This window comes from Brevundimonas sp. GCM10030266 (genome assembly GCF_042666595.1).
Taxonomy (GTDB): domain Bacteria; phylum Pseudomonadota; class Alphaproteobacteria; order Caulobacterales; family Caulobacteraceae; genus Brevundimonas.
The window spans coordinates 1-25,571 of the sequence record NZ_JBHTCY010000001.1 but is presented as its reverse complement, the minus strand read 5'-3'; the positions used below and the strand labels follow the sequence as shown (position 1 = coordinate 25,571).

Here is a 25,571-nt window from a genome sequence, read left to right as displayed (position 1 = left end):
GCGCTTCTTCCAGTGCAGGAGGACCGATGCCGCAGACGGATCGCTGGCCCAGCCGACTCTGGCTGGTGCGACATGGCCAGAGCGCCGGGAATGTGGCGCGAGACGCCGCCCACGCCGCAGGTGACGCCCGCATAGACCTGAACCTGCGCGACGCCGACGTGCCCCTCAGCGGGCTTGGGGAGGCGCAGTCCGCCGCCCTGGCGCACTGGTTCGCAGGCTTCGATCCAGGCCTGCGGCCCCAGGTCATCCTGACCTCCCCATACACGCGCGCGCGACAGACGGCAGACGCGGTGGTGGTCGGCGGCGGGACGGCCGAGGAGGTTAGACCCTGCCTTGACGAGCGGCTGCGCGAACGCGAGTTCGGTCAGCTGGACCGTCTGACGACGGCCGGCATTCGGGCCCTCTATCCGGATCAGGCGGAAGCACGGGCCCTGTTGGGGAAATTCTATCATCGGCCGCCGGGGGGCGAGAGTTGGTGTGACGTCATCCTGCGGCTGCGCAGCGCCCTAGACACCCTCAGCCTCCACCACTGCGGCCAGAACGTGCTGATTGTGGCCCACCAGGTGGTGGTGTTGTGCTTCCGCTATCTGCTGGAGGGGCTGGACGAGGCGCAACTGCTCGCCATCGACGCAGAGGGCGACGTCGCCAATTGCGGGGTCACCGAATATGAAGCCTCGGCGGATGGGCGCGGCATGACCTTGGTCCGCTACAATTTCGTCGCTCCCCTGAGAGAGGAGGGCGCCGCGGTCACGACCGCGCCGGACGCCCCGGTGGCCGCGCGGTGACGGTCCTGACGCTCGACGACGCGGCCGTGGCGGCCCTGCCCTTGCCGTCGGCGTCGGAACAACAGGACAAGCACGACCGCGGCACGGCTTTCGTCGTTGCAGGCGGCGCAGCGGTGCCGGGGGCGGCGCGGCTGACCGGCGAAGCCGCGCTTCGCGTGGGCGCCGGGCGGGTGACCCTGGCAGCGCCGCGGTCGTTGGGAACGGCGCTCGGGCAGGCTCTTCCGGAAGCGCGGATCGTTCTCGCGGCGTCGACGCCGGACGGTGAACTGGCCGGTCGGGCCGGTCGCGCTCTGGCCGCCTTCGCCCGCGACGCCGATGCGCTGGTCATCGGCCCGGGGCTCCTGGCGGCCGACGACGCCGTTCGCCTGTCGCTCGCACTGATGGAGACCCAATCTGAGGTCGGCGTCGTGATCGACGCAGCGGCCCTCCCGGACGAGGGAACAGCCGAACGGTTCTCGGCTCTGGCGCGCGACCGCGCCATCCTGACTCCCCACGCCGGAGAGATGGCGCGAATGCGCGGCGTGAAGAAGACGGCGGTGGTCGCCGATCCGGTCGAACACGCCCGATGGGCGGCCGCCCGGTTCCGGTCCGTCGTGGTAATGAAGGGGGCGACCACCCACGTCGCCAGCCCCTCAGGCGGCCTGTGGCGACACGCCGGCGGTGTCGCCGGCCTCGCCACCTCCGGCTCGGGCGATGTTCTGGCGGGCATCATCGGCGGCCTGCTTGCCCGGGGCGCGCCCCCCACGACGGCCGCGCTCTGGGGCGTTCGGCTCCATGCCGCCGCCGGCGAGTGGCTCTCGCAGACCATCGGGCCGACCGGCTTCCTGGCGTCCGATCTCCTCGCCGTTCTTCCGGGCGTGCTCTGTCGGCTGGAGGCGGGATCGACCGGAACGGCCGAGGCCTGAAAAGATCAGAAGGGGCCTTGGGCGCCTTCGACGCCGTCAGACAGAAGAAGCCCCCGACCATCAGGGCGGGGGCTCGCCGTCGCCGAAGCGCCGTGGGGGTGTTGAACCAGGCCTTTGTCTAACCGGGGCGGAGCGCGGCGGCGGGCGGCGACCTGTACGGATCGGCGAAAGCGGGGACCTCCCGAAGGGTGTCGGCGGTGCGGATCTCCTGAACAAACCGGTCGCCTTCGAACAGATAGCCTGTCCGCCCCGCGAAGGGCAGCGCTTCCGCCTCCTTGATCGCCTCATCCAGCCCGGTCGCGGTCAACGCCGCCATCTCGGGAGCGGCGCTCTCGACGGGAACAAAGAGAAAGAAGATCATGGCCCGGCCTCCGGCAGACGGGGCCTCGGGCTGAAGCCCCTCGCCCGTCCAACCGGAGGCTCGTCAGCCGGTTCCCTCCTGCGTGACCTGGCTGATCCCTGTCGAACGTTTGTCCGGGCCAGCCCGGGTGCAACCACGATTGCCCGAAGGCGGGTGCATCGATCCGTCGACAGGCTCATTTTGAGGGTCGCGAGGTCGAACCGGGTGGGCGGCGCCAGCTTGGCTGTTGATCGAAGGGGTTGACGCGTTCATGAAGGCGCATGAGCAGGACGCCGAGAGGACAGCAGAACGGGCCGCACCCCGTTGACCGCCACGTGGGGCGCCAGGTCTGCGCACGGCGGTTGGCCCTCGGGTTCAGCCAGGGCGACCTCGCCCAGGCGCTCGGCATCACCTTCCAGCAGGTGCAGAAGTACGAAAAGGGCGCGAACCGGATTTCCGCCTCCCGGCTCTGGCGTATCGCGGAGGTCCTGAGAGTGGAGGTCGCGTCGCTCTTCGCCGGCTATGGCGAAGAGGCGGCGGGCATGGCCGAAGAAAGCGCGCCCTTTGATTACGGACGGACGGCGACGCGCTACACGGTGGAAATCGAACGGCTGGCTCCGCGCCTGTCTCCTGATCGGCAGAAGCTCGCCTGTGACATCCTCCGCGACATGGCCGGGGCCGACACGCTCGAGCGCTGAGGTCCCCGGCGCGTGAGACCGCGTCCGCGCCGGTTCGTCGTTCCCCGCCTTGCGCCCGGCGCCGCCTGCTGTACGTGTGGCCCGAGGGGTTAACCACATGTCCAATCGACTCAGTCGCCGCGAACTCCAGTGCCTCAGGCTTGCCGCGCAGGAGCTGAGCAACAAGGATATCGCAGCCAGGCTGGGCATCTCCCCGAGCACCGTCGAGAACCACTTCACCAACGCCTACGCCAAGCTCGAGACATCGGATCGACGGGTCGCGGCGGCCATCGCCCTGCGCGACTACCCAGATATCTCCCAATTCGCCCCCACTCCCATAGCCCGCCCTCGGTCCGACGAGGTGGATGACGGGGCGCCAGGCGAGGATCTCGCCCCGGGGCGCGAAACGGGGACGCCGTCGAGCTGGGTCCTGCCCGCGCCACCACGCCGGCCGGTCCAGCTCCTGGCTCTTATCCTCGCTTTCGCCGCCATCGGAGGAGTTCTCACGGCCGGATTGGTCCAGCTGACGGCAGGCGGGGTGTCTCGCCTCTCGGAGGTCGCGCCGTCCGCCGCCCCGGCGCTGGAACCAACAGACCCAGCGGGGACCCATAAATGAACCACATCCGGACCGGCGTTCGCATCGCGCGCAAAATCCAGGACAGCGAGCACGCCATCGACCACGCCATCATCGCGGTGAGCGCCATGATCCAGACGATGGTTGAGGGTCGCCTCGAAGCCGGGGTCGCCGCCCAGACCGGCCATGAGGCGCTGAATCACGCCGTTGAAGGCCTCGCGCGACTCAACCAGGTGCGTGGCGACGTGATCGCGGGCCATGACGTGCTCAAGTCTGTCGCGGACGCCGCCGGCATACCCTATCGGATGGAGGGCACCATGGAGCCCAAGATCACGACGCCGACCGGCCGCCTGACGGTCGTCGCCGCCTGACGTCGGCTCCCCCATGTCGATGCTTCAGTGGGGCCTGACCCTTGTCACCTACGCCACCCTGGCGGTCCTTCTGTGGAAGGGCCGGGGGCCTGAGCGCCTGGCGGGTCTGGCGCTGGTGATCGCCCAGACGGTGACCCCGCTCGTCGCGCCTCTGGAACTCGGAGGCGTGCGGGTGGGCGTCGCGGGGATCAGCCTCGCCCTCGCCGCCGCCCTGACCGCTCTGGCGCTGTTCGGTCGGCGCTGGTGGCTGCTGGCGGCCGCGGGCGTCCAGCTCATCTCGCTGGCGTCCTGGATCTACCAGTTCATGAACCCCGACGCCCAGATCTGGGCTACCGTCACCTTTCGCATCATCGTCTGGATGGAGTTGATGGCGCTGGCGCTGTTCGGCCTCGTCGAGGCGCGTCGGGCGCCCTATGCCCGCGCGGCGGTGCAGCCGTGACGGGGCCGGAGGAGAGGGCCATGCTCGGTCGGCTTCTGGAGCCGGTCGTCGGCGGCGAGCGCGCCCCTCACTGTGTCGACGCCCTGGTCGCCCGGTTCGGAGATGTCGGCGGGGCCATTGTCGCGCCCAAGGACGAGGTGGCGCGGCTCCTCAACGAGAGCGGCGAGGCCTGCGCCGCGCGTCTGTCCGACCTGCACGGCCTCGTTCTGGCGGTGGTCCGTCGGAAGGCCATGTCGCGCCCGCTGCTCGGCAGTCGGGCGGCGCTCAGACACTATCTGTCCACGGCGTTGGCGGGAGAGAAGCGGGAGCAGTTCCGGGTTCTCTACCTCGACAGCCGCAACGGCCTGATCCACGAAGAACTGGCGGGCGTGGGGACCCGCGATCACGCGCCGGTTTATCCGCGCGAAATCATCCGCCGGGCCCTGGAGCTGTCGGCCAGCGCCCTGATCCTGGTCCACAACCATCCCTCCGGTGATCCCACGCCGTCGGCTGAAGACATCCAGACTACTGTGCGCATCGTCGCCGCCGGCGCCGTGTTCGGCATCCCGGTCCACGATCATCTCGTGGTGGGCCAGAAGCGGGTGTTCAGCTTCCATGATGCGGGCCTGATCGGCCCGCTGAACGGGGCGGCCGAGGTCCGGGCGCTCGGTCGACCGGGCGGTCAAGGCCGGCGCGCCGTGGTCGCGCGCCGCTCCGCGTCGGCGACGGACTCGCCCAGCGCCATGCACAGCGGGTAGACCTGAGGCGGCGGGCGCCCGGAGCGGGAGCCGGGAACAGGCGCGCGTCCCCGGCGCTTTCTTGTTCGGAAAAGGAGCCCTCATGACCAACGCCAAGACCCCCGCCCCGTCCAATCCCGATCGCTTCGGCTCCAGTCCGCAACCGGACGAAAACCCGGAACAACGCGCTCACCTGGCCGAGGCGGCCAAGACCGCCGGGCCCGCCGAGGGCGAGGACAGCCTTCAGGACCAGGCGGCCCGCGAACACGAGGCGAAAACTCGCGCAGACCGGTCCTGAGCCACCGACCGGCAGGGTCAGGCCCGCGAACCCGTCACCCGGCCATGGGCGTCGCCGCGCGCCGGGCGGCGCGGACCATCTCGCTCAGCCAGCCGATCAGCAGGTCATGGTAGGTCTTGCGCACGCCCGCCTCCCGCAGGGCGTGATCCCCCCCCTGGATCACGCGATAGCTCAGGGAATGCGCCGAGGTGAACGCCGAGATGAAGGAGGCGATCGTCGGATGCGGGACCAGATCGTCATGCTCGGATTCCACGATCAGCACGTCGCCCTGGAACCGGGCGCAGGCCTGCAGGGCCTGGTTGGTTCGCGCGCTGCGGAACCGGTTCCGGTAGGCCGAGATCTTCTTCCGGTCGAGCAGAGCCTTGGGCGTCTTCCAGTCGCTGTCCGGGTAGAGGGCCGGCACGCGCAAGGCCAGCCAATGCACGGGTCGGTGGGCGGTCAGCAGGCTCGCCAGATACCCGCCGTAACTGGTGCCCACCACGGCGATGGCGGACTTGTCGACCATGGGCTGGCTGAGCAGGAGATCGTAGGCGGCGATCACATCCGCCAGCCCATCATCGCGGGTGACCGCCTGACGCTGGGGCGCCGTCTTCGCATGGCCGCGCAGGTCGAAGGTGAAACACACGCAGCCGAGCTGGGCGATGTCCTCGGCCCGTTTCATGTCCTCTTCCTGCGATCCGCCCCATCCGTGGACAAACAGCACGCCCGGTATCAGGCGGGCCGGCGTCAGGATGGTGCCGTCCAGCGTCTGGTCGTCGACGCGGAAGCTCAGCGGCGTGGCGGCGCTCAAGGGTGGACCACGGCGTATTTGGTGAGCGGGCCCGCGCGCTCGTCGACACCGCGGAAGTAGATCACCGCATGCGCCGGAACCCGGGCTTCAACTGAAGGAATCTCCATGGTGCTAGTACGCACGAGCCCCGCGCTTCGATCCTTGCTGAAGACCTCCAGCGCGGCGATCTCTGCCCCGCTCGCCCCGCCGATCCGCCAGGACTGTTCCAGAACGCCCGCGCGCCGGTCGCCCCGGTGGTTGGCGCCGAAAATCACATCGTAGTTGCGTCGCGAGGCGATAACGCCGGGATAGGCGTCGAACACGGCGGTCTCCCATGCCCGCGCCAGGGTGACGGCGACCCGCGCGGAATCGGGAAGATCGAAGCTCAGCAGGTCTTCATAGCCGCCGGCTGCAGCATGGAGGTCCGACCCCCCGTAGACTTCCCGGCCATCGGGGCGGACGACCGTGCGCTGAACGCCCCAATAGGCGACGCGCCGGTGTCCGACCTGCACCAATCCCACGCTCAGGGTCTCGTGATCCATCAGGTTCTCTTCAAGCACCAACCCGTGCCGGGCGATCGCCTCCGGATCCCTGGCCGCCAGCGCCGAGATCAGCTCGGCCGGCGTGGACACGGCGGTCTGGCCCAGGCCGGCCACGGCGTGAACGTCCTTCAGTCGGACCGGACCTGAGGCCAGAAGGCGAAAGCCGGCCTCCCGCGCATCCGCCACGCTGAACGCGGTAAAGCCCGGAAGCGTCACTTCCGCCAGCGCCTCGCCCAGGTCAGGCTTCCACCCGATCGGGGCCTTTGCGCCCCGGTAGGCGAGACCATGGCTGACGGCCTTGGTGCCGACAAACGGCAGGGGCACAGCGCCCCCGAAGAAGTCCTCCGCGCGCTCGACCCCGAGGGTGGCCGCCGTCTCGAGGGACAGGGTGTCGGAGGGCACGACAAAAGGCTTGTGAGCCTCCGACGGTTCGGTCAGCAGGGCGGCGATCCGTTCGGCCTGACCATTGCGGGAGGCGCGGTCGTGCGCCGCCGACAGGAGGTCGTCCTCGCCGGAGTGAAGAACGACGCGTCGGCGGGGCGCACTCGGTGTCATGGGCGGACCTGGGCTGTTCCAGACTGCAACTCGTGGTCTGCGGGTTGGCTCCCGCTTGAGCGACGATCTGCCCCCCGAACGGCGGGTCAGGCCGCCGCAGAGGGCGGGGCGCGGGCGAGGAACCGGGCCGATGATAAAGGGCGGAGTGAAGTCGAGGGGCCCTGGACAACGCTCCACCGGCAGGGCCGCGGAGATCCCGTTCCGAGCAGGCCCTGAAATTGAAGAAGCCCCGGCGCGCGACAGGGGTGAAGGCGCCGGGGCTTCGAGGCGGAGACATGCGAACTTCTCCGGGCGCTAGAACGGACGCGTTTCACCGAGGTTCCGTGCGGGCGTCCTCACCTGACGACTGTCGATCGATCCTCGCCTGTACCGCCTTCGTGCGCGTCGTCTGCAGAGGTCATCTCGGTGCGCGGTCGCCGATCAACTCCGGGACCGATCAGCCGGCGGACCGTCGCTGCAGCCTCTCTCCGACATTACCGGGGCGGTGCGTCCGGGGCCGTCTGCGTCTGGTGGGTCGGCTCCTGCTCCTGCGTCCGCAAGAACGCCGTCGCGCCGACCGCCACATAGAGGACGGCGAACAGCGCGATGATCGCGAACAGAAGAAGGGCCACGCCGCGCTTGCTGCGCAGGACACGGGGTTTGGAGGTGCGAAGGGTCATGCGAGACAAACCACGGGAGCGCCGCATGGTTTCGTGAGGCCGGGCGATGTCTGACGCCCGGCTTCCCAACCCTTTGCAGCGGCCGCCGACGTTCGATAAAATGACCACAGGGTCCGGGCTCCGGTAGAGCCCAACCTGCGGGCGCCGTTCCGAACACTGCTCGCTCCGGGGCGGCGTCCTGCGCTTTGGCCGGTGGGTTGGCGATGGCAGCGCCCGCTGGCGCGCTCCTCCTTGAGCGGGACATCGCCGCCGGTCGCTTCGCCGGGCGGGTGTGGGTCATCGCCCGATCTGACCGGAAGACCGGCGACCCTACAGGGTCGCCGATCGTTTGCTCGGATTTTGATCACCGATTTCCCGGATCCGAAAGATCTTCGGAAAGGCCCTTCTGGACGGACGAGACGATCCGGGCGAAGCCACGCGAATCCAGCGAGAGGGTGAGGGTCTTGCCCACCGGGGGCGGCGCCTGCCCCACCTCAAACCGGGCGTAGTGCTCGGCGCCGTCCGACGCCCGGATCACCGCGTAGGCTGAACCGCCAAGTTCATCGTGGAAGCCGGATTTCACCACGCAGCCCCGTACTGACCCTTTCTCGAGCTGATGGATGCTCCGGGCTCCCTCAAGTCGTCGCTGGTTCAGGGTGCGAATGACGTCTTTCGACCGTTGCAGACGGCGTAGGCGCGCCTCAAGGTCCGGGGAGAGCCGGAACCGTCGTCCCTCCCGCGTCGCCAGGCCGAGGGTCTCAAGATGCCGGAGCCGACCCCGGGTCAGGGCCGTCCAGGCGTTGGTTCCGCCCACCCCGTCCTCCACCCGGCCCTGGGCGTCGGCCGCCGCGACCAGACGCCGGTCGAAAGCGGTGAACCGGTCCGCCTCTGTCTCACGCCAGACCCGTCGTTCGGCATCCTGGCGGCTGAGGTCCCCCAGCCGCTCCTGAGCGACTTCCTGAGCGCGGGCGCGAAAGCCGTAGCCGATGTAGTGGCGCGGGATTACGAGGTCGCGACCATCGCCTCTTCGCCCCCGAACCAGCACGTGGGCGTGCGGCTGGTCGGTGTCGAAATGGCAGACGGCGATCCAGGTCAGACCCGGTTCTCCAAGGTCATCGGCGACCCTCGACATGACCGTCCTGGTGAAGCTCTCGAGGTCCGAAATCCGATCGCCGTGCTCGGGTGAAATGATGAAGCGGAAATGGTGCCGGTCCTTTGCCCAGCCCTCGGTGGCGCCGGCCGCGCCGACCCCTTCACGCACCGGTCCGAAGAAGGCCGCCTGCTCGCCGTCCGCCCCGGCGCCCATGCGGCCGAGATAGGCGATGTGGGCGGCGAGCGCGGTGCCCCGCGCGAACCCCTTGCCCATGTGTCGGGATCGGATCGTCGTGGGAGAAATGCGCGAGGGATCGGCGGCGCTCGAAACCCTCAAGGCCTGGAACACCGGTCATCCCGGCGGCCTCTCCACCATCCACGCCAATTCGGCAGGGGAAGCGGTGACGCGACTGGAGGATTTACTGGCGGAGGTTGGATCCCCCCTGGGCCATCGCGTGATCGCCAATGCGGTCAATCTTATCGTCCATATCCGCAGGCGGACGGACGGACGTCACCTTGATCCTATCCTGGAGGTCATGGGTGTTTCCGCGGACGGGTACGCCACTCGGAGCGTCTGAGCTCCGTAGCTTCGCCTTCTCGAGGCGCCGCGCGACGAGACCGGAACTGACCTATGCGGCGGTTCGAAACGGCCGCTTGGTGGTGCATTGAGCTCGGCAAGCGAAAGCGCGCTTTCAGCTATCCGGCCGAGGCCCGCCGTGGAGTAGGCGATGGTCGAGGCAGCCTATCGTTCTTGATTTGTTTCGTGCGCCGCTGTAGATTTCCTGGCTTCAACCGTCCGGCGGAGGTGTTAGGACTGGCTGACGCCATCAGGGATCGTGATGCCGGGAACCATTCCTCAGCCGACGCCGATTATCCACATGACCCATGTCGGAAATCTGCAGACGATCCTGACTGCCGGGGAGTTGCGGGCGACGGCGCGGCTGAACGCGCAAGGCGCCGCCTTCACAAATATCGCTTACAGCTCCATCCAAGCACAACGCGCGGGCAAGGTCGTCACTTGCGGGCCTGGCGGGTCGCTCCACGACTATGTGCCGTTCTACTTCACCCGTCGCAGCCCGATGCTCTACACGATCAACCGCGGCAACGTGCCGTGTGAAGGTGGGCAGGGTGCACTCGTCCACCTAGTTTCAAACGCCCAGGCGGTCGCGGCGGCCGGTCTGGGGTTCGCCTTTAGCGACGGCCATGGAATCATGGCCTACTCCAGTTTTTACGATGACCTGGCGCAGCTGGGTGAGATCGACTGGGACGTTATCGCGGCCAGTCAATGGGCGGATACGGTTGAAGATGGGGATCGCAAGCGACGCAAACAGGCCGAGTTCCTCGTGAGGGACCGGTTTCCCATCGCTTTGCTCCAAGGAGCCGTGGTTCAGACACAGGCTCGCGCCGATCAGGTGACCGCGATGGCTGCGAGCGTCGGGCAGCCGTTGCGGGTGGTCGTTCGCCCCGACTGGTACTATTGAGGCGCGCCATGATTAGACTCGCCCATGGCGATCTCCTGCAGTCCGGCGCTGAAGCCATTATCAATACCGTCAACTGCGTCGGTGTGATGGGCAAGGGCATCGCCCTGCAGTTCAAGCAGGAGTTTCCCGGAAACTATGAAGCCTACCGGCGCGCCTGCGATGCGGGCGAGGTGCGCCTGGGCGAGATGTTCGTGTTTGACACCGGCAGCATGATCAACCCGCGCTGGATCATCAACTTTCCGACCAAGGGGCACTGGAAGGCCAAGTCCCGGGTCGAGGATGTCGCGTCGGGTTTGAAGGAGCTCAGACGAGTGATCGAGACTCTTGGTGTGCGATCCATCGCCGTTCCGCCGCTGGGTTGCGGCAATGGAGGCTTGGACTGGGCCGACGTCGAGCCCATGATCCGAAGGGCCTTAGGCGATCTGGACGATGTCGAAGTAATGCTATTCCCGCCTTCCGGAGCGCCCAAGGTCGACAGCATGCGGGTCAATACGGCGCGGCCCAACATGAGCCGGGGCAGGGCCTTGGTGCTGAGCCTTCTTGGACTCTATGGCGCCGCCGGATATCGACACAGCCTGCTTGAGATTCAGAAGCTGACCTATTTCCTCCAAGAGTCGGGCGAGGACCTCAAGCTGGGGTTTCACAAGCATCACTACGGCCCTTATGCCGAGAACTTGAACCATGTGTTGCAACGGATCGAAGGACATTTCATCCGCGGTTATGGCGATCGCAGCCAAGCGGCCGAGATCGCCGTGCTCGACGACGGACGGCAAGAGGCCGAGGCCTTCCTCGGCGCCGACCAGACCGCCCAAGCGCGGCTGGATCGGGTTGCCGAGCTGATCGAAGGGTTCGAGACCCCATACGGTCTGGAACTGCTGTCGACCGTGCACTGGATCGCGACCCATGACGCCGAGGCGGCTCGCGAGCCGGATCGGGTGGTGGAGGCTATCCGGTCCTGGAGCCCGCGCAAGGCGGCGACCTTGCGCGAGCCCCATATCCGCACGGCGCTCAACCATTTGCGCTCCCACGGCTGGATCAGCGAACAGGCCGCCTGACGGCAAGGATCTCGAGTTCGGAAAAGGCGGTAGCCGTCGCCTAGAACCCGTTTACGGGCTTCCCAATCCGGGAAGATCCAGGCGCCGGACTTGCGCAGGTCCGCGGCCAAGGTGTTGACTTGGACGCGTCTGACGATGGCCCGCGCCAATACTCGCGGCCACGCCCCAACCCAGCGGATGGGCACGGAGCGGTGGGGACCAGGTTCAGGAGAACCCTCGCCAGCGGCGCGACGCTCACCGTCAAGGACGTCCGTGGAGAGATCAGGCGTCATATCGCTGAGTGAGCCCAACAGTTCGCTTCGGCGGCTGTTGGCGCGTAGCGGCTCCGCTCCACACCGAGCGCTGGGGCTGAATCCGACGGCGTCTAACGACTCGATGAACGACGCTGTCGGGTTTGGTCGTGGCTGAGCTCCTCGTCGGCGAGGTACTCAAGGATGTCCAATTCGCCAAGCGCATACGAGCCCACGGCGCCCGTTGCGGATTGCTAAAGCTGTCGTGGTTTCCGCCGGAGCCTCAGGTCCGGGAATACAGGCGGCCGCCATTTGGGGAGCGGCGGTGTTCCAACGACTGCGGAAGCGACGGATCGGGATTGTGGCCGACTTCGGACCCGTCAGACCTGAAATCCCGTCGCAGCGGGAAAAGGCGAGCTCCCCCCACGACTTCCCAAAAACTCTCAGACAGCCGGAATCGACCTCAGTCATCGCAAGTCGAATCAACGAGTACAGCGCCGCAGGAATATATTCGGGGAGTGCGTTGACAGCCTGTGGATGGTTTTGCTTGCTGTAGATCGTCAGCACCGAAATTCGGGCAAGACCACGGGAACTCAAACCATGCGACGTTTACTTCAACGTGGCCTTTCGGCCGCGACGGCGACTTGCGGCCTGTTCTTCGCCGGCCAGGCCCTGGCGGGCGGATCCGGGATGCCCTGGGAGGGACCCCTCCAGCAGATCGTGGAATCGATCACCGGCCCGGTCGTCCAGGCCGCCGCCGTCGTGGCGGTGGTGTTGTTCGGCGCCGGGGTCGCCATGAGCGAGAACGGTTCGTCCATGCGGCGAGGCCTCGGGATTCTCTTCGGCCTGTCGATCGCCTTCGCCGCCTCGACCTTCTTCCTGCAGTTCTTCGGCTTCGCCGGCGGGGCGGAGATCGCCTGATGTCCGAGATGTCCTCAGATCACCGTCCGCCCGGCTGGGATCTTCCGGTCGCGGGCGCGCTGACCGAGCCCGTCACCCTGGCGGGGATGCCGCGCGACTACGCCGTCCTGATGGGCACCGTGGCGGTGGTGTTGGGGCTGGCGCTGCGGATCTGGTGGCTGGGCCTCCTGTGGTGGGCGGTCGCCCACGCAATCGGCCTGTACGCCGCGCGGGCTGACAAGCGGTTCTTCGACGTCCTTCGCCGCCACCTGGCCCTGCCGGGCCATCTCGATGCGTGAGAGCTGATCATGCGCTTTCTGGATGAACATCGCCGACGGCCCGCGCTCTTGGCCGATCATCTGCCCTGGGCGGCCATGGTCGCCCCCGGGGTGGTGCTGAACAAGGACGGTTCGTTCACCTGCGGTCTGAGGTTCCGGGGACCGGATCTGGAGTCGGCCTCCGACCTGGAGCTGATGTCGGTTCGAGCGCGGCTTAACAACGCCCTGAAGCGTCTGGGCAGCGGATGGTGCCTGCATGTCGAGGCGCGTCGCCGCCCCGCCCAGCCCTATCCCGCGAGCGATTTCGAGAATGCTGCGGCCTGGCTGGTCGACGCCGAGCGCCGCTCGCTCTTCGAGACCAGCGAGCCGGCCTATGAGACCGATTATCGGGCGGCCCTGACCTGGCTTCCGCCGGCGGACCGGACACGCCGGGTGGAGCGCGCCCTGTTCGACGGCGCCGATCCGGCGAGCCGGGACTGGCGCACCGCCCTGGACGCCTTCGACCGCGAGACCGCGCAGATCGTCGACCTTCTGGCCGACGCCCTTCCGCAGGTCGCGATGCTGGACGACGCAGAGATCCTGACCTGGCTGCACGACTGCGTGTCTCCGAGGTCGGTCCAGCTCGCACTGCCCGCGACGCCGATGTTCCTCGACGCCTGGCTGGCGGACGCGCCCCTGCTCGGCGGCGTGTCGCCGACCCTGGACGGCCAGACGCTCAAGGTGGTCTCGGTCCGGGGACTTCCGGCGAGCACGCGACCGGGACTGCTCGACGCCCTCGGGGCCCTGCCGTTCCCCTATCGCTGGAGCGCGCGCTGGATCGGTCTGGACAAGGCGGACGCCGAGGTCGAGCTGGTCAAGCTGCGCAAGCGATGGTTCGCCAAGCGCAAGGGCGTCGGGGTCCTGCTGCGCGAGGCCATCACCAAGGAGGAGGTGCCGCTCCTCGATACGGATGCGGCGGCCAAGACCGACGAGTGCGACGGGGCGCTCGAAGCCCTCGGCTCGGATGCCTGCGCCTACGGCTACCTCGCGCTCACGGCGGGGCAGGGGGTGCGGTCATCGCGGGACTGCGCGCCGGCGGAGGCCGGGTCGTGACCTTCGCGACGGCCCCCCATGACGGCGCGGAGGCGGCCGACCCGTCGCTCCGGGAGACGCTCCTGACCCGCGCGGAGGCTTCGGTCTTCCTGGAGGGCAAGGGCATCCGGATGAAGCCGACGACCCTGGCGCGCGCCTATTCGACCGGATCGGGCGGTCCGCCCTGCCGGCACATCCGCAACAAACCCTACTATCCGCTGGACCTGCTGGAGACCTGGGCCGAGACCCAGATCACGGCGCCCGCCGCCTCGTCCAGCGAACGCCAGCGCCTGCGGCGGGAGGCCCGGCCCCGGGAGGCGAGCTCATGACCCCCGACCGCCCCAGCCTCGAGACCCTGATGAACGACCCGACGGTCAGTTATCCGCTCAAGGCCGTGCTGCTGGTCTGGTGGAGCCGGGATCCTCTGGACGCGGCCAACGATGCGGCGGCGCTCGCCTCGGTCCTGGGGGACCGCGCGACGGCGCTTCTGGAGCAGCGTCATGGCCCATGAGGACGGACTCGAGCGCTTCCTGGGCTGGCGGCAGATCCGGGACCTGACGGGCCTCGGTCGCACGACGGCCTGGCGCATGCGGCAGGCCGGAGACTTCCCCGAGCCGGTGTCGATTTCGCCCGGACGGGTGGCCTGGCGCGAACGCGACATCGTCGCCTGGAACGAGAGCCGCGGCGCCCCCCTCCACTCCCGGCCGCCCCGCCCCCCGCGCGCGCCCGCACGGCGGCCTGAGGACCGCAGCGTCCCGGAGCGTGTGGAACCCCGACCCGCCATAGAGGACATGTCGATCACTGAGCCGCGGGCCAGGACGTCCGGGCGTAAGCGAAAGACGATCCCCGTCGCAGAGGGACAACTCGGCTTCGACTTCTGATGCGACCGGGAGAGACGGTCTCAAGGAAGCCATGGCGAACTTACTCGAAGTCGCTCAACGGCAGCACACCCTACGTCCGTGAGAAGGATCTGACAGCCGCCCTGCTCGGTCGATGTCAGCACAGCGCCATAAGCGGACGTCGGAGGACGCGCGGCATCCGAACATCGCTCGGGTGTCGGACGAGTGTAACCGGACTTCCGAGCAGGATCAGACGATCTTGAGACCGTAGGAGTTCGCGAAATAGAGTAGCGCTTCTTGGCCACGAGAAGAGCGATGTAGGATCCGAACAGGACGCTGTTGAAGACCACATACCGGACAAGGAGCAGGTCTTCCGTCTGGAACCGTGGGGCCAAGGTCGGCAACTCAAGCGCTACGTGTCCGATATTGGCGACGATCAGAAGTCCAACGATCCAGTGGCGGCGGGCGTAGAAATAGTCGTCTAAACAGACCCAGTCCTCAGTGTGCCGGGGGACGGCCATCACGGCCGCGACGTAGTATGCGATCCCGATCAAGCCGGGGATGGCGAACCCTACCAGATTGATCTCGACGCTTTTCAGCTTAAGCCAGGCGTCCACAAACGTGGCTGCGATCTCGATAACGACGAGCACGCCGAGCAACGGTGTGATCACGCCCCACCGAGGCCTGACCTTCTCCCGCAGGATTGCAGCAAACCCGTTCAGGAGCTCCGCTAGGGCAAGCCCCAAAAGCAGCCCGAAAAACGCAAAAAAGAACTCGAACTGATCCATGGCCGCCCCCCGCATCGAAACTGAGGGTTATCGCCCATGGCGGCAAGCAGGACTATCTCAGGGTCTGTAAGATGACCCAGGCGGGACCGCTTGAGCGGCAATCCCGCCATTCGCTTCAAGCCGGCTGGGCACGCCAGCTTTGCGCCAGGAGCGAAGGACACTCTGACAGCTAAACGGTTTGGACTCCGCCCCGTTGCAAACCTTCAGAGCGTCGGCTTCACGGAAATTGAAGCGAGATGTTCAGCCCCCGCCACGGGACCCCCCTCGTCTTTCCGCTCGCTGTAGCGGTCGACAAGGTAGTCGGCCCGGCCTCGGGTCAGGAGCGTGAACTTGCAAAGCTCCTCCATCACGTCAACGAGCCGGTCGTAATAGGGGGACGGCAGCATCCGACCGTCGTCGTCGAACTCGTTGTATGCCTTGGCGACGGAAGACTGATTGGGGATCGTGATCATCCGCATCCATCGCCCCAGTACGCGAAGCTGATTGACCGTGTTGAAGGACTGCGATCCGGCGTTGACCTGCATGACAGCGAGCGTGCGGCCTTGGGTGGGCCGGACGCCGCCACTCTCCAGCGGCAGCCAGTCGATCTGCGACTTGAAAATGCCCGTCATGGCGCCGTGGCGTTCGGGACTGCACCAGACATGCCCCTCCGACCAGATCGACGCCTCACGCAGTTCCTGAACCTTGGGATGGCTTGGATCGGCCCCATCCGGCTGCGGCAATCCGCGAGGATCGTAAATCCGGGTCTCGGCCCCGAACGACCGGAGGAGGCGATCCGCTTCTTCTATGAGGAAGCGACTGAACGACCGCTCGCGCAGAGAGCCGTACAGCAGAAGGAAACGCGGCGGATGATCGAACGCAACGGGCTGTAACCGCGCCAAGGTCGGCTGGTCGATGAACTCAGGGGACAGGGCGGGGAAATCGGTCATGGCTTCCCCTTGCCACATATTTCGATTATTTGTGAAGTATGGAAACGTCATCAGCCATCGACGCTCTCGGCGCACTCGCTCACGAGGGACGCCTGAACATCTTCCGCACGCTCGTACGGGCGGGACCGGAGGGGATGCCTGCCGGGAAGCTGGGCGAGGCTGTGGGGATGGTCGCCAGCACCCTGTCGAACAACCTCGCGATCCTGACACGGTCAGGTCTGACGACATCGAACCGCGACGGTCGGTCGATCATCTACGCCGCCGACTATGCGCACATGACCGCGCTGCTGGCCTTCCTCATGGAAGATTGCTGTCAGGGGTCGCCGGATGTCTGCGCACCGCTTGGCGAGGTCATCTCCAAGGCCATCTGCTGCCCGCCCGCGATACGTCAGTAGGTCCCGTCGATGTCGGTATTCGAACGCTACCTCACCCTCTGGGTTCTGCTTTGTATCGCGGTCGGTGTCGCCCTCGGCGCCTGGGTTCCCGGCGCATTTGAAACGCTGAGCCGCATTGAAACCGCCTCGATCAATCTCCCGGTCGCCGTCCTGATCTGGCTGATGATCGTCCCCATGCTGTTGAAGGTGGACTTCAGCGCCATGCGCCAGATCGGGCGACACTGGCGGGGCATCAGCGTGACCCTGTTCATCAACTGGGCGGTGAAGCCGTTTTCGATGGCGTTGCTCGCTTGGCTCTTCCTGTCGGTGATCTTCAGCCCGTGGCTCCCGGAAGGCGAAGCCAGCAACTACATCGCCGGCCTCATCCTGCTCGCCGCAGCGCCCTGTACGGCGATGGTGTTCGTGTGGAGCAACCTGACCAAGGGCGATGCGAACTTCACCTTGTCCCAAGTCGCCCTCAACGACGCCATCATGATCGTGGCGTTCGCGCCCATCGTGGCGCTTCTCCTCGGTGTGTCGGCCATCACCGTGCCCTGGTCCACGCTGGCGCTGTCGGTCCTGCTCTACATCGTCGTTCCCGTCGTTATCGCTCAGGGACTGCGTGCGTGGCTGGGCCGGTCGGGACGGGGACTGGATCGCACATTGGCGATCCTTCAACCCGTCTCTCTGGTAGCCCTCCTTGCGATGCTGGTGCTGCTGTTCGGCTTTCAGGGGGAGAAGTTGCTGGGGCAGCCCATCGTTATCGCTCTCCTTGCCGTGCCGATCCTCATTCAGGTCTATTTCAACGCCGGACTGGCTTACGTGCTGAACCGGGCAACAGGCGAAAAGCACTCGGTGGCGGGACCGTCCGCCCTCATTGGCGCAAGCAACTTTTTCGAGCTGTCCGTGGCGGCGGCGATCACCCTGTTCGGCATCCACTCTGGAGCGGCGCTCGCAACCGTGGTCGGGGTGCTGGTCGAAGTCCCCGTCATGCTGACGGTGGTCGCCTTCGTGAACCGCTCGAAGGCTTGGTACGAAAGCGGCGCGAGCGTCCGACGCGCGCGGAACGGAGTTGTCCAGTGACTGTCACCATCTATCACAATCCCAACTGCGGCACGTCGCGCAACACGCTCGCGATGATCCGGGCGTCGGGGGAAGAGCCGGTGGTGGTCGAGTATCTCCACACAGGCTGGACCCCGGAACTGCTGCGGCGCCTGTCGAACGAGATTGGCGTGCCGCTACGCAACCTCATCCGCGAGAAAGGCACGCCCGCTCGCGAACTCGGCCTGCTTGAGGACGCGGTATCCGACGAGGCGATCATCGCGGCGATGGTCGATCACCCGATCATCGTGAACCGCCCAATTGTCGCGGCACCGAAAGGGACGCGGCTTTGTCGCCCGTCGGAAGTCGTTCTCGGATTGCTCGACACCCCGCCGACGACTTTCACCAAGGAAGACGGAGAGGTTGTCGGGCCGGGCTGACGGGCGCTTGCCTGATGTCAGACCAGCGCCAATAGCGGACCTGGTCGCTTCGGCGGAAAGTAGATGTGGCTTCGGCCAACTGTAATCGGTCTCAACCCGCCGGCGAGCGTCTTCCAGGACTTGGCAGCCGACCCGGCCGAAACTAGGCTATGCTGGCGGGCACACGCGGACGCCCGACCCGACACCTGATCGTTCAAGCTCCGCTCCTTTTTCCACGCCTAACCCGCGTGGGCCGGAGCAATGCCTGTGACGAACATTGACGGTGAACCGACACCGCCCGCACTGAGCCATCTCGCGCTCTTCCTGCGCTTTCTGCGCTTTGGACTGCTCGCCTTCGGAGGCCCCGTCGCACAGATCGCCATGATCCGACGCGATCTGGTGGACGATGAGCGCTGGATTTCCAGCGCGCATTTCAACCGCCTTCTGGCCGTGCTCCAGATTCTGCCGGGGCCGGAAGCCCATGAACTCTGCGTGCATCTCGGGATCCGGGCGAAGGGTCGCCTCGGCGGGTTTCTCGCGGGGCTGGCTTTCTTGACACCGGGAATGCTGATCATGCTGGCGATCGGCTGGGCCTACGTCGAGTTTGCTCCGCTGATGACCGTACTTGCAGGCGCCCTTCTTGGCGTTCAGTCGGCCGTCATCGCCGTCATCGCCAGAGCCGTGCACAAGATCGGCTCACACATTCTTGAGGACGGCTGGCTTTGGGGCGTCGCCCTGGTCGGCTTCGTCGCGACGCTTGCGGGAGTGAGCTTTTGGCTCGTGCTTCTGGCGGGTGGGACGACCTATGCCCTGATCAAGGGCGGTCGATACCTCATCGCCGGCATGGCCGCAGTGACCTTCTGCGTTCTTGTCGCCGTGGCCCGCAACCCGCTCGATGGCGCCGTGATCCATGCCGGGGACGCCGGAGTCGGCGCGCTGGCGATGTTCTGGACGGGACTGAAGGCCGGGCTCCTGACGTTCGGCGGAGCCTATACGGCCATCCCCTACGTCCGAACCGACACTGTCGGACGCGGCCTGATAGATGACGGGCAGTTCCTCGACGGCGTCGCGTTCGCAGGCGTCATTCCCGCCCCGCTCGTCATCTTCTGCACATTCGTCGGCTTCATTGTCGGCGGCTGGAGCGGCGCCCTCGCAATGACGGCCGGCGTCTTTCTGCCCGCGTTCGCCTTCTCGATGATCCTTTACGAGCGGCTCGAACGGGTCGTCGCCGACGAGAGACTGCACCGCATACTGGCGGGCGTCGCCGCCGCGGTCGTAGGCATCATCGCGGCGACCTGCGTTCAGCTGGGTTGGGCCACGCTGCAGCGCGTGCCGTCGGCGCCGACCGCATTGGCGATCTTCGGCCTCGCCTTGGCGACGGTCTGGTCCTGGAAAAGCCGCTACGCCCCAGCCGTCGTCCTCTTGGGGGCGGCTCTGGCCGGATGGGCGGTGTTCAGATGATCGCTGGTGCAAACCATGTCAGGACAGCGCCAGAAGCGGTCATCCCTGACTGCCCGAAAGCCGACGTCTCGCTGGCCGGCGTGTTCAGGTCCGCTTTCGACCCATTGCGGACGTCCCATCCGGCCCGCACAATGAGGAGTGAGAGACAGAGACTACACTCCAGAAGCTGAGGCACTCTTTGGGCGCTTGGCAACGCGCTACGGCTTAAAGTTCGTAGTTGAGGGGGACGTTCCGATGGAGGTCTGCTGGACGTTTCCAGTTCAGCCACATCTCTCCCGCCCCATCACGCTTGGCCTTCAAAACCTCGACGAATTGAACTTTGGAGTGGGCGATCTTTGGACCTACTTTTTCCCATTTCCCAACCACGCTGATCTGTTCGAGCGAATTGTCGGCTCCTGGATCGAAGGAAATGGCCGGGTCGCCGTGACCGGAGGCAGAAGCTGCAACCTGCAACTCCTTGAAGGGGCGGAGTGGAAGACCGTTTACAGCCAGAACGGCTGCGCCTGGTTTTTCTGGATTAAGCCGAAAGGCTACCTAATGAATGACACCCCACCAGCGCCAGCTTCGCCCACGGATGGCTTCTGAACGAAGGTCTGCTTTCCACCCATTGCGGACTTCCCGAGCGATATCCGAGCCGGTGTCAGCCCTGCGCCAGATGCGGACATTGACCTGCCGCCGAGAACCGGAAGTTCAGGTGGGCTTCTGTTTGAGGGCCCATTCCCGTCCCTTGGCAGACGCTGTGAACAGGCCGCTCTCCCACTCGGCTTGCCGCCCGCTTTCAAACGCTGGCATAGTCGAGGGATGATGATGAAGGCCACCTTCTTCCCGCTGATCTGAGGCGTGTTCGCCCCGGCGCCTGTAGGCGCCGCTCAGATCATTATTCGGCCCGGAGAGGGCCAGGGAGAGTAACTGTGCCTCATAATGAGCATGAGGGTCTGACCGAGGGTCAGATCCAAGACTTCATCAGCAACGGCTTCGTCAGGCTCGACAACGCATTCAGCGCCGATATCGCGGCCCGGTGCCGTGACGAATTGTGGTCGGAGATCGGACTGTCCCCCGATGACCCCACAGAGTGGACGCAACCTGTGATCCGGGTCGCGTCCAAATCGTCCGAGCCCTTTGTCCAGGCGGCCAATACCCCACGGCTGCATAAGGCCTATGATCAGTTGGTCGGCAATGAGCGCTGGCTTGCCCCACTCGGTCTCGGAACCTTTCCGATACGCTTTCCATCGCCGCTATCGGCGGGGGACGATGGCTGGCACGTCGACGTGAGCTTCGGCGACTCGTCCGACTTCATGGAATGGAGGGCCAACATCAAGAGCAGCGGACGGGCGCTCCTGATGCTCTTCCTGCTGTCCGACGTCGGTGACGATGACGCGCCGACCCGCATACGCCGAGGATCGCACTCCGTGATCGCTCGCGAGCTCCTGCCTTACGGCGAGCGAGGCGCATCCCTGCGGCAGCTGGCGGCAGACGGCTTTGCTTCCACCTGCGATTGCCCGGTCAGCTTGGCGACAGGCCCTGCCGGCACGGTGTTCCTGTGCCATCCTTTCCTCGTTCATGCGGCGCAGGCGCACCGAGGAACTGAACCGCGCTTTATGGCCCAGCCACCCCTGCTTCCTCGGGCCGAGTTCGACCCGGCATCGCCACCCTCGCCCGTCCAGATCGCTATTCGCCGAGCCTGCGGATTGACCCTGTGACTGGCCGCGCCCGGGGCGATCTTCGCCTCGGGCGCATCGAGCCTGATTTCGCCTTCTCCAACACATGCGGAAGCCGCGATCCGTCGGAGAAGCGCCATCAGCGGACGATGAGTTGCCGACCGGAAGCAGACATCCGGAAGGTTTTGGAACGGACGGCTCTGAACTCGGCTTACCAGAGTCATTTTGAGGCTCGCTAAGCCGGCAGGATCGTCATCCGCCGAGACAGCAGGCGCCAGCCGGATGTGGCACCGATCACCCGGAAAGTCACTTCGCCAAACGGGACCCGGTGGCGGTACCCTTCGCCAAAATCAGCCAAATAGGCCGTGGTCGTCGCCTGCGCCGAAGCTTCGTTGCGCAACAGCGGAGTTCTGACTTGCCGGGCTCGATCCATGTCCGCCTTCGCGACAGCCCGCCAACCACGGGCCCCGTCCGTAGTCCAGCCCTTTAGAGACTCGCAGACGACGAATATCCGCTTCGGCTTGCGGACGACGATCTCCAGCATGACCGGTTCATCCAAGTCGGCGCAGGCGTAAGCGATCTCCATCCTCAGATAGCCATGAAATGTCGCCAGCGTGGCGACTGATAAAGCCCCGCACGGCGCGCGCCCGATGCCGAAGCGGGCCAGAAAACCGGAGATCATCAACGTTGCCCCCTCCCACCCAGGCTCAAGAAGATGGAGGGTGAGCCGACGAAACGCCAGCAGGGCAAACGGGGCGCCCGTCCGGACGCCGTCGCTGGTTTGCGACCTTTGCCGACTTGGTAATTTCGGCCAGGATGTCGGCTGCTATGAACAATCGGTGAGGACGATGACGCCGGCGTTGGACGAGGCCCTTCAGACCATCATGGCGCATCTTGACAGGTGGCTTGAGCCGCCCCCGGAGCCTGGTGTCACCATGAGCCATGAAGCTGTGCTGGAGAGCCTTCAATGGCTGTCGGCGGCGAACTATGGAGCGGCTGTTCACCTGACGCGTCTTCGCAACGCGGGTGTCGAACTCAAGCGTGAGGACGGCAAGGACCTAGACCGCTGGATCGTGGAGCAGGTTCGAATGGCGAGCCTCGCCGGCTCAGCGCGAACCGAATACAGCGAGCGCAACGGGTTGGCGGGCGTCGGATAGCGGGATGTCGACCGTCACCGAGAGATGCTCGCTGCCGTGACCATCTGTTGGATCGGGGCGTCAGCACCTCCAGCGGTCTAGCGAACTTGAGTATTGATGGCTTGTTCGGCCCGTCGATAAGTTCAGGCCCTGGACGCAAGGCAAACAGCAGTCGGTGGAGCTTTCAATCTCATGGCGCTTCCCATCATACCGATAGTCCTATCCTTTGGACTGACGATTCCACTACAGGATCCCACCCCTCCGCCCATGCCGGGACGCCCCCCGCCTTTGGCGGCAGGCACGGGTCTGCGAGGCGTGCTCGGCGAAGACTGTAATGATGTACGCGACGCTACGGGCCGATGGTCGCACCGCAGTGGAACGAGCCTCGCCCCGGCTCAGCAAATCTGGCTGAGCATCTCGTCGCCCGATTTCGACGCCGTCCTCGAAGTCGTCGATCCTGCAGGGCAGGTCGCTGCCCGAATCTCCGATCAACGCGGCGGTGAACAGACAGGAGCCTTCTTCAAGGCCGCCGGCGAACCGTCGTCGAGCGGCGAGTCCCGCGCCTATACGCTGCGCATAACCTCTGACCGGCCGGGGGAGCGCGGACGATGGCGTGTCGAGGATCGGCGTGACGGATCGAATGCGCCCCTGTTCGCCAATGTTTTTCCCGACCCAGCCACCCCGTCGCGGACAGCTTGCGGGGCATCGTCTGCGACAACCCCGTGACGCCAAACTCCAATACAGCAGCCGAGAAAACCCTCGACGCCTACCAGCCGCTCTGGTTGCCGGCATAGGTCAGGCAGGCGGCCGCCCGATGGAGAAGTTCGCTCTCGCCATCGGAATACAGATCCGCCAAAGGCCCAAGCTCTACGGACTGGCGCGCGGCAGTGAACGGACCCGCATTCCTCCCGACGCACAGCCAGTGCAGGACGCCATCCTTTTCCTGGGTCATCAGAACGACATGTCCCGAGGCTGCACCCGCCCTGCCCAACGCCTCTGACAAACACACTTCAACGGGCGACGGGTCGGTCCGACAGGCCTCGAGGGCCTCCGCTGACACTTCACTGGGTCTGATGCGGACGTAACCGGGCTGCAGCTTCTCGATAATCGTCTGAGTAGCGGCGCGGCCGTCTGCCGTTGTGCTTTCGTCGGCGAGCTGGACGACCGAAATCAGGGGCGGCGGCGGGCCCAACTGCACCGTCAAGGCGGCGAAGATCGACGCGTATATCATCATGCTCGGTTCCTCATCGCGCCGGCGCTCCGCTAAATCTTGGATCGAGACTACGGGCGAAATCGAGCGGCCACGCATTGTACACGACACTATCGGGGTCGCCGACACCGTCCATGTACGCAACCCAATACTCGCCGGCGCGCGGAGCCGGCCGACGTTCCCGGCAGTTCGGGATTTCCGCATGTCCGAGAAGCAGGTTCAAGGCGGGTTCCGCGCCCTCCACAACGCTCACTCGGGTCGCCATTGCCCGCCACTCGTTTTCTGGATTCGACGGCGATGTCGGGATCACGTCCTCGATTCTCACGACGGCGACGGTCGTGTACTCACGCGACATGAGTGTCCCAGGGTCGGGCGATCGCCGACAGGCGCTCGCCGCATCCGGTGAAGCAAGCGCCGCGCAAATGACCAGACCCGTCATCATCCTCATCGCCATCACCCCTTAGTACCCGATTGCCTTCGCTGAGCCATAGCTGGTCCCCTGATCACATCTGACGACAGGGGTCTTGGCAACCGGGTTGCTGAGGGTTGATTGTTCATCACCTCCCCTTAGTCTCGATGGACCAAGTTCGGGATTTCCAATGCACCGCATCGTTACCGCAACGGCCGTCGGCCTATACCTCACCCTGTTCTCAAGCCCTGCGAACGCCCAGTCCGCACGCGAGCTGCTGGACCGCGAGGATGCGCGGTTCTGCGCTCACCCTGACGTATGGGCGCGCGCGGGCGTTGTCGTGAAGGGACTTCTACCGACTTGGAAGTTCACCACCGCCCAACGCGATGCGATGATTGTCTCCTTTTCCGACCAACGCATCGAATTCGAACACCCGGACCGGATCCAAATAATTTGCTCCGCCACCGTGACGCTCACCAGCGCTGGCCACGCCCAGTCGATACGGACCCGCTTCGACGCCCTGCCAAGAGTGCAGGCTCAGGACTACAGGCTCGAAGCGACCGATGGCTCGGACCTGCTCGAATTCCTGATGGCTTTCAAATCGCCATAGCCGTCTGAACGCCCGCAGATCCCAAACGCTCGGCGGGCCACTTCACCCTGCTCGCGTCCGTCGAGCACACTGTGTTTGCGTTTAGGAGCGATTGGTACTCGCACGGCACCGGACTGTGACTATTCAGATGGCCGATACCGACTGCAGGGCCCCAGCAGAGGTACTACATTGGGTCGCGCGGCTACTAGCCGGCGTCCGGTCCCCGAAGCGAAACCTCGACCCGGCGATTGCGCCGATGGTCCGGGGCTATCCCGTTGAGAGGGCGACTGGCTCCGTACCCTGACGACGTCATCGTTCGCTGGCCTGACAACTGCCGTCGTGCCACATCGTCTTCCCAAATCGCCATCCGCACCTTGGCCGAGCGTCGATGCGAGAGTCCGGTCGCATAGTCTGGACTGTTCTCCGACTCCGCCAGCGTCGCATGGCCCTCGATCAGGAGGTCCTTGTCCGGATGTGCCCGCGCGAAGCGAGAGAGAGCCACCATGCTCTGAGTCGAGACCTCGTCGCTGTCTGCGGCGAATTCCACGACGATGCGGTTCTGAGCCTGTCCGGCCCCGACCGGGGATGCGGCCACAGCGATGACGGCCATCGCCAGCATGATCGACTTCATTCGTCCCTCGTATGAGTTCTGCGCCTCGTGCCCAATTCTATGCTCCGAAGCCCGCTCCTGCCAAGCCACAGGCCTAACCCTATCCGGCCCTGCTCGGGCTGTCAGAGTTGAGCGAGCGGTCGACCTTCGATTAGTCCGACGATGCGTTCATTTTGCCGAGTGGTCGCCAGATCACCCGGACATGCAGAAGATTAAAGCGGACTCCAAATGGCCACCAATGAACTCCGGTCTTCGGTGGTGCGGGCAGCTTCGAAGCGCCAGAGGCTCACGCTGGCAAACCGGCACGAAGCGGACTCTCCGAAAGTCGCCAAAGAGTCGAGGCTGTGTGAAAACGCCTTCGGTTCGAGCGAATTAGGGTAGCCTCCCGAGGT

General features: G+C 65.8%; 35 protein-coding genes. 25 read left to right on the top strand and 10 right to left on the bottom strand.

From position 1 onward, the window contains the following. Nucleotides 1-26: 26 nt before the first annotated feature. Both ACFQQC_RS00175 and ACFQQC_RS00170 read left to right on the top strand, forming a co-directional pair. Nucleotides 27-785, top strand: coding sequence for a histidine phosphatase family protein (locus tag ACFQQC_RS00175; protein WP_376858529.1), 759 nt, complete (start codon nt 27-29; stop codon nt 783-785). Further along, nucleotides 782-1,690, top strand: coding sequence for an NAD(P)H-hydrate dehydratase (locus ACFQQC_RS00170; protein WP_376858527.1), 909 nt, complete (start codon nt 782-784; stop codon nt 1,688-1,690). The genes ACFQQC_RS00175 and ACFQQC_RS00170 overlap by 4 nt, the downstream gene beginning before the upstream one ends. A gap of 118 nt (nt 1,691-1,808) precedes the next feature. Here ACFQQC_RS00170 and ACFQQC_RS00165 read toward each other — a convergent pair whose 3' ends face one another. Continuing rightward, the gene (locus ACFQQC_RS00165; RefSeq protein WP_376858525.1) at nt 1,809-2,051 is read right to left on the bottom strand and encodes a hypothetical protein; all 243 of its coding nucleotides are present in this window, start codon (nt 2,049-2,051) and stop codon (nt 1,809-1,811) included. Nucleotides 2,052-2,311: 260 nt separating this feature from the next. Between ACFQQC_RS00165 and ACFQQC_RS00160 the strand changes: the two genes are divergently transcribed. The 6 genes from ACFQQC_RS00160 to ACFQQC_RS00135 all read left to right on the top strand — a co-directional run bounded on the left by ACFQQC_RS00160 (nt 2,312) and on the right by ACFQQC_RS00135 (nt 5,105). Further along, complete coding sequence (locus tag ACFQQC_RS00160; protein WP_376858523.1) at nt 2,312-2,728, top strand: helix-turn-helix domain-containing protein; 417 nt, start codon at nt 2,312-2,314, stop codon at nt 2,726-2,728. A gap of 97 nt (nt 2,729-2,825) precedes the next feature. Further along, the gene (locus tag ACFQQC_RS00155) at nt 2,826-3,323 is read left to right on the top strand and encodes a helix-turn-helix transcriptional regulator (RefSeq protein WP_376858521.1); all 498 of its coding nucleotides are present in this window, start codon (nt 2,826-2,828) and stop codon (nt 3,321-3,323) included. Next, the gene (locus tag ACFQQC_RS00150; protein WP_376858519.1) at nt 3,320-3,652 is read left to right on the top strand and encodes a hypothetical protein; all 333 of its coding nucleotides are present in this window, start codon (nt 3,320-3,322) and stop codon (nt 3,650-3,652) included. The genes ACFQQC_RS00155 and ACFQQC_RS00150 overlap by 4 nt, the downstream gene beginning before the upstream one ends. Before the next feature lie 13 nt (nt 3,653-3,665). Next, nucleotides 3,666-4,091, top strand: coding sequence for a hypothetical protein (locus tag ACFQQC_RS00145; protein WP_376858517.1), 426 nt, complete (start codon nt 3,666-3,668; stop codon nt 4,089-4,091). Between the two features lie 20 nt (nt 4,092-4,111). Further along, nucleotides 4,112-4,828 carry a RadC family protein gene (locus ACFQQC_RS00140; protein WP_376858515.1) on the top strand — a complete coding sequence of 239 codons (717 nt, stop codon included), beginning with the start codon at nt 4,112-4,114 and terminating at the stop codon, nt 4,826-4,828. Nucleotides 4,829-4,910: 82 nt separating this feature from the next. After that, a complete protein-coding gene (locus ACFQQC_RS00135; protein WP_376858514.1) occupies nt 4,911-5,105 on the top strand; it encodes a hypothetical protein in 195 nt (64 codons plus the stop codon). A 34-nt stretch (nt 5,106-5,139) separates the two neighbouring features. Here the strand turns inward: ACFQQC_RS00135 and ACFQQC_RS00130 are convergent, their stop codons facing one another. From ACFQQC_RS00130 to ACFQQC_RS00115, 4 genes are all read right to left on the bottom strand, one after another. Further along, the gene (locus ACFQQC_RS00130) at nt 5,140-5,895 is read right to left on the bottom strand and encodes an alpha/beta hydrolase family protein (RefSeq protein ID WP_376858512.1); all 756 of its coding nucleotides are present in this window, start codon (nt 5,893-5,895) and stop codon (nt 5,140-5,142) included. Then, complete coding sequence (locus ACFQQC_RS00125; RefSeq protein WP_376858511.1) at nt 5,892-6,971, bottom strand: DUF3182 family protein; 1,080 nt, start codon at nt 6,969-6,971, stop codon at nt 5,892-5,894. The genes ACFQQC_RS00130 and ACFQQC_RS00125 overlap by 4 nt, the downstream gene beginning before the upstream one ends. A 473-nt stretch (nt 6,972-7,444) precedes the next feature. Next, nucleotides 7,445-7,630, bottom strand: coding sequence for a hypothetical protein (locus tag ACFQQC_RS00120; RefSeq protein ID WP_376858509.1), 186 nt, complete (start codon nt 7,628-7,630; stop codon nt 7,445-7,447). 343 nt (nt 7,631-7,973) lie between these two features. After that, nucleotides 7,974-8,975 carry a DUF3363 domain-containing protein gene (locus ACFQQC_RS00115; RefSeq protein WP_376858507.1) on the bottom strand — a complete coding sequence of 334 codons (1,002 nt, stop codon included), beginning with the start codon at nt 8,973-8,975 and terminating at the stop codon, nt 7,974-7,976. 28 nt (nt 8,976-9,003) lie between these two features. Between ACFQQC_RS00115 and ACFQQC_RS00110 the strand changes: the two genes are divergently transcribed. The 9 genes from ACFQQC_RS00110 to ACFQQC_RS00070 all read left to right on the top strand — a co-directional run bounded on the left by ACFQQC_RS00110 (nt 9,004) and on the right by ACFQQC_RS00070 (nt 14,597). Continuing rightward, the gene (locus ACFQQC_RS00110; protein WP_376858505.1) at nt 9,004-9,279 is read left to right on the top strand and encodes an ATPase, T2SS/T4P/T4SS family; all 276 of its coding nucleotides are present in this window, start codon (nt 9,004-9,006) and stop codon (nt 9,277-9,279) included. A gap of 261 nt (nt 9,280-9,540) precedes the next feature. Next, the gene (locus ACFQQC_RS00105) at nt 9,541-10,182 is read left to right on the top strand and encodes a DUF4433 domain-containing protein (protein WP_376858503.1); all 642 of its coding nucleotides are present in this window, start codon (nt 9,541-9,543) and stop codon (nt 10,180-10,182) included. Between the two features lie 8 nt (nt 10,183-10,190). Continuing rightward, nucleotides 10,191-11,237, top strand: coding sequence for a macro domain-containing protein (locus ACFQQC_RS00100; RefSeq protein WP_376858501.1), 1,047 nt, complete (start codon nt 10,191-10,193; stop codon nt 11,235-11,237). An 830-nt stretch (nt 11,238-12,067) separates the two neighbouring features. Then, nucleotides 12,068-12,388 (top strand): TrbC/VirB2 family protein, encoded by a 321-nt coding sequence (locus tag ACFQQC_RS00095; protein ID WP_292060178.1) that lies wholly within the window; start codon nt 12,068-12,070, stop codon nt 12,386-12,388. Next, nucleotides 12,388-12,666 carry a VirB3 family type IV secretion system protein gene (locus tag ACFQQC_RS00090; RefSeq protein WP_376858499.1) on the top strand — a complete coding sequence of 93 codons (279 nt, stop codon included), beginning with the start codon at nt 12,388-12,390 and terminating at the stop codon, nt 12,664-12,666. The genes ACFQQC_RS00095 and ACFQQC_RS00090 overlap by 1 nt, the downstream gene beginning before the upstream one ends. Before the next feature lie 9 nt (nt 12,667-12,675). After that, a complete protein-coding gene (locus tag ACFQQC_RS00085; RefSeq protein ID WP_376858497.1) occupies nt 12,676-13,737 on the top strand; it encodes a hypothetical protein in 1,062 nt (353 codons plus the stop codon). Beyond that, a complete protein-coding gene (locus ACFQQC_RS00080; protein ID WP_376858495.1) occupies nt 13,734-14,045 on the top strand; it encodes a hypothetical protein in 312 nt (103 codons plus the stop codon). The genes ACFQQC_RS00085 and ACFQQC_RS00080 overlap by 4 nt, the downstream gene beginning before the upstream one ends. Then, nucleotides 14,042-14,227 carry a hypothetical protein gene (locus ACFQQC_RS00075; RefSeq protein ID WP_376858493.1) on the top strand — a complete coding sequence of 62 codons (186 nt, stop codon included), beginning with the start codon at nt 14,042-14,044 and terminating at the stop codon, nt 14,225-14,227. The genes ACFQQC_RS00080 and ACFQQC_RS00075 overlap by 4 nt, the downstream gene beginning before the upstream one ends. Then, on the top strand, nt 14,217-14,597 hold the full coding sequence (locus ACFQQC_RS00070; protein WP_376858491.1) for a helix-turn-helix transcriptional regulator: 381 nt from the start codon (nt 14,217-14,219) through the stop codon (nt 14,595-14,597). Before ACFQQC_RS00075 ends, ACFQQC_RS00070 begins: the two co-directional genes overlap by 11 nt. Before the next feature lie 20 nt (nt 14,598-14,617). On the opposite strand, the gene ACFQQC_RS00065 is transcribed toward ACFQQC_RS00070, so the two are convergent. Next, on the bottom strand, nt 14,618-15,343 hold the full coding sequence (locus tag ACFQQC_RS00065; RefSeq protein ID WP_376858489.1) for a hypothetical protein: 726 nt from the start codon (nt 15,341-15,343) through the stop codon (nt 14,618-14,620). A 203-nt stretch (nt 15,344-15,546) separates the two neighbouring features. Further along, nucleotides 15,547-16,272, bottom strand: a complete 726-nt coding sequence (arsH, locus tag ACFQQC_RS00060; RefSeq protein WP_376858487.1) for an arsenical resistance protein ArsH — start codon at nt 16,270-16,272, stop codon at nt 15,547-15,549. A gap of 38 nt (nt 16,273-16,310) precedes the next feature. On the opposite strand from arsH, the gene ACFQQC_RS00055 reads away from it, so the two are divergent. From ACFQQC_RS00055 to ACFQQC_RS00030, 6 genes are all read left to right on the top strand, one after another. Then, on the top strand, nt 16,311-16,667 hold the full coding sequence (locus ACFQQC_RS00055) for an ArsR/SmtB family transcription factor (protein ID WP_376858485.1): 357 nt from the start codon (nt 16,311-16,313) through the stop codon (nt 16,665-16,667). A gap of 9 nt (nt 16,668-16,676) precedes the next feature. Continuing rightward, entirely contained in the window at nt 16,677-17,729 is a 1,053-nt protein-coding gene (gene arsB, locus ACFQQC_RS00050; RefSeq protein ID WP_376858483.1) for an ACR3 family arsenite efflux transporter, read from the top strand. Beyond that, nucleotides 17,726-18,127, top strand: coding sequence for an arsenate reductase (glutaredoxin) (arsC, locus tag ACFQQC_RS00045; RefSeq protein WP_376858481.1), 402 nt, complete (start codon nt 17,726-17,728; stop codon nt 18,125-18,127). Before arsB ends, arsC begins: the two co-directional genes overlap by 4 nt. A gap of 246 nt (nt 18,128-18,373) precedes the next feature. Beyond that, complete coding sequence (gene chrA, locus ACFQQC_RS00040) at nt 18,374-19,567, top strand: chromate efflux transporter (protein ID WP_376858479.1); 1,194 nt, start codon at nt 18,374-18,376, stop codon at nt 19,565-19,567. A gap of 234 nt (nt 19,568-19,801) precedes the next feature. After that, complete coding sequence (locus ACFQQC_RS00035) at nt 19,802-20,152, top strand: hypothetical protein (RefSeq protein WP_376858477.1); 351 nt, start codon at nt 19,802-19,804, stop codon at nt 20,150-20,152. A 326-nt stretch (nt 20,153-20,478) separates the two neighbouring features. Next, nucleotides 20,479-21,267, top strand: a complete 789-nt coding sequence (locus tag ACFQQC_RS00030; RefSeq protein ID WP_376858475.1) for a phytanoyl-CoA dioxygenase family protein — start codon at nt 20,479-20,481, stop codon at nt 21,265-21,267. 193 nt (nt 21,268-21,460) lie between these two features. Here the strand turns inward: ACFQQC_RS00030 and ACFQQC_RS00025 are convergent, their stop codons facing one another. Continuing rightward, complete coding sequence (locus ACFQQC_RS00025; RefSeq protein WP_376858473.1) at nt 21,461-21,907, bottom strand: hypothetical protein; 447 nt, start codon at nt 21,905-21,907, stop codon at nt 21,461-21,463. 40 nt (nt 21,908-21,947) lie between these two features. Between ACFQQC_RS00025 and ACFQQC_RS00020 the strand changes: the two genes are divergently transcribed. Beyond that, nucleotides 21,948-22,382 (top strand): hypothetical protein, encoded by a 435-nt coding sequence (locus ACFQQC_RS00020; protein WP_376858471.1) that lies wholly within the window; start codon nt 21,948-21,950, stop codon nt 22,380-22,382. Nucleotides 22,383-23,127: 745 nt separating this feature from the next. Here ACFQQC_RS00020 and ACFQQC_RS00015 read toward each other — a convergent pair. Beyond that, complete coding sequence (locus ACFQQC_RS00015; RefSeq protein WP_376858469.1) at nt 23,128-23,595, bottom strand: hypothetical protein; 468 nt, start codon at nt 23,593-23,595, stop codon at nt 23,128-23,130. Nucleotides 23,596-24,170: 575 nt separating this feature from the next. Between ACFQQC_RS00015 and ACFQQC_RS00010 the strand changes: the two genes are divergently transcribed. Then, a complete protein-coding gene (locus ACFQQC_RS00010; protein WP_376858467.1) occupies nt 24,171-24,590 on the top strand; it encodes a hypothetical protein in 420 nt (139 codons plus the stop codon). Between the two features lie 184 nt (nt 24,591-24,774). On the opposite strand, the gene ACFQQC_RS00005 is transcribed toward ACFQQC_RS00010, so the two are convergent. After that, entirely contained in the window at nt 24,775-25,200 is a 426-nt protein-coding gene (locus ACFQQC_RS00005) for an OmpA family protein (RefSeq protein WP_376858465.1), read from the bottom strand. Between the last annotated feature and the right edge of the window lie 371 nt (nt 25,201-25,571).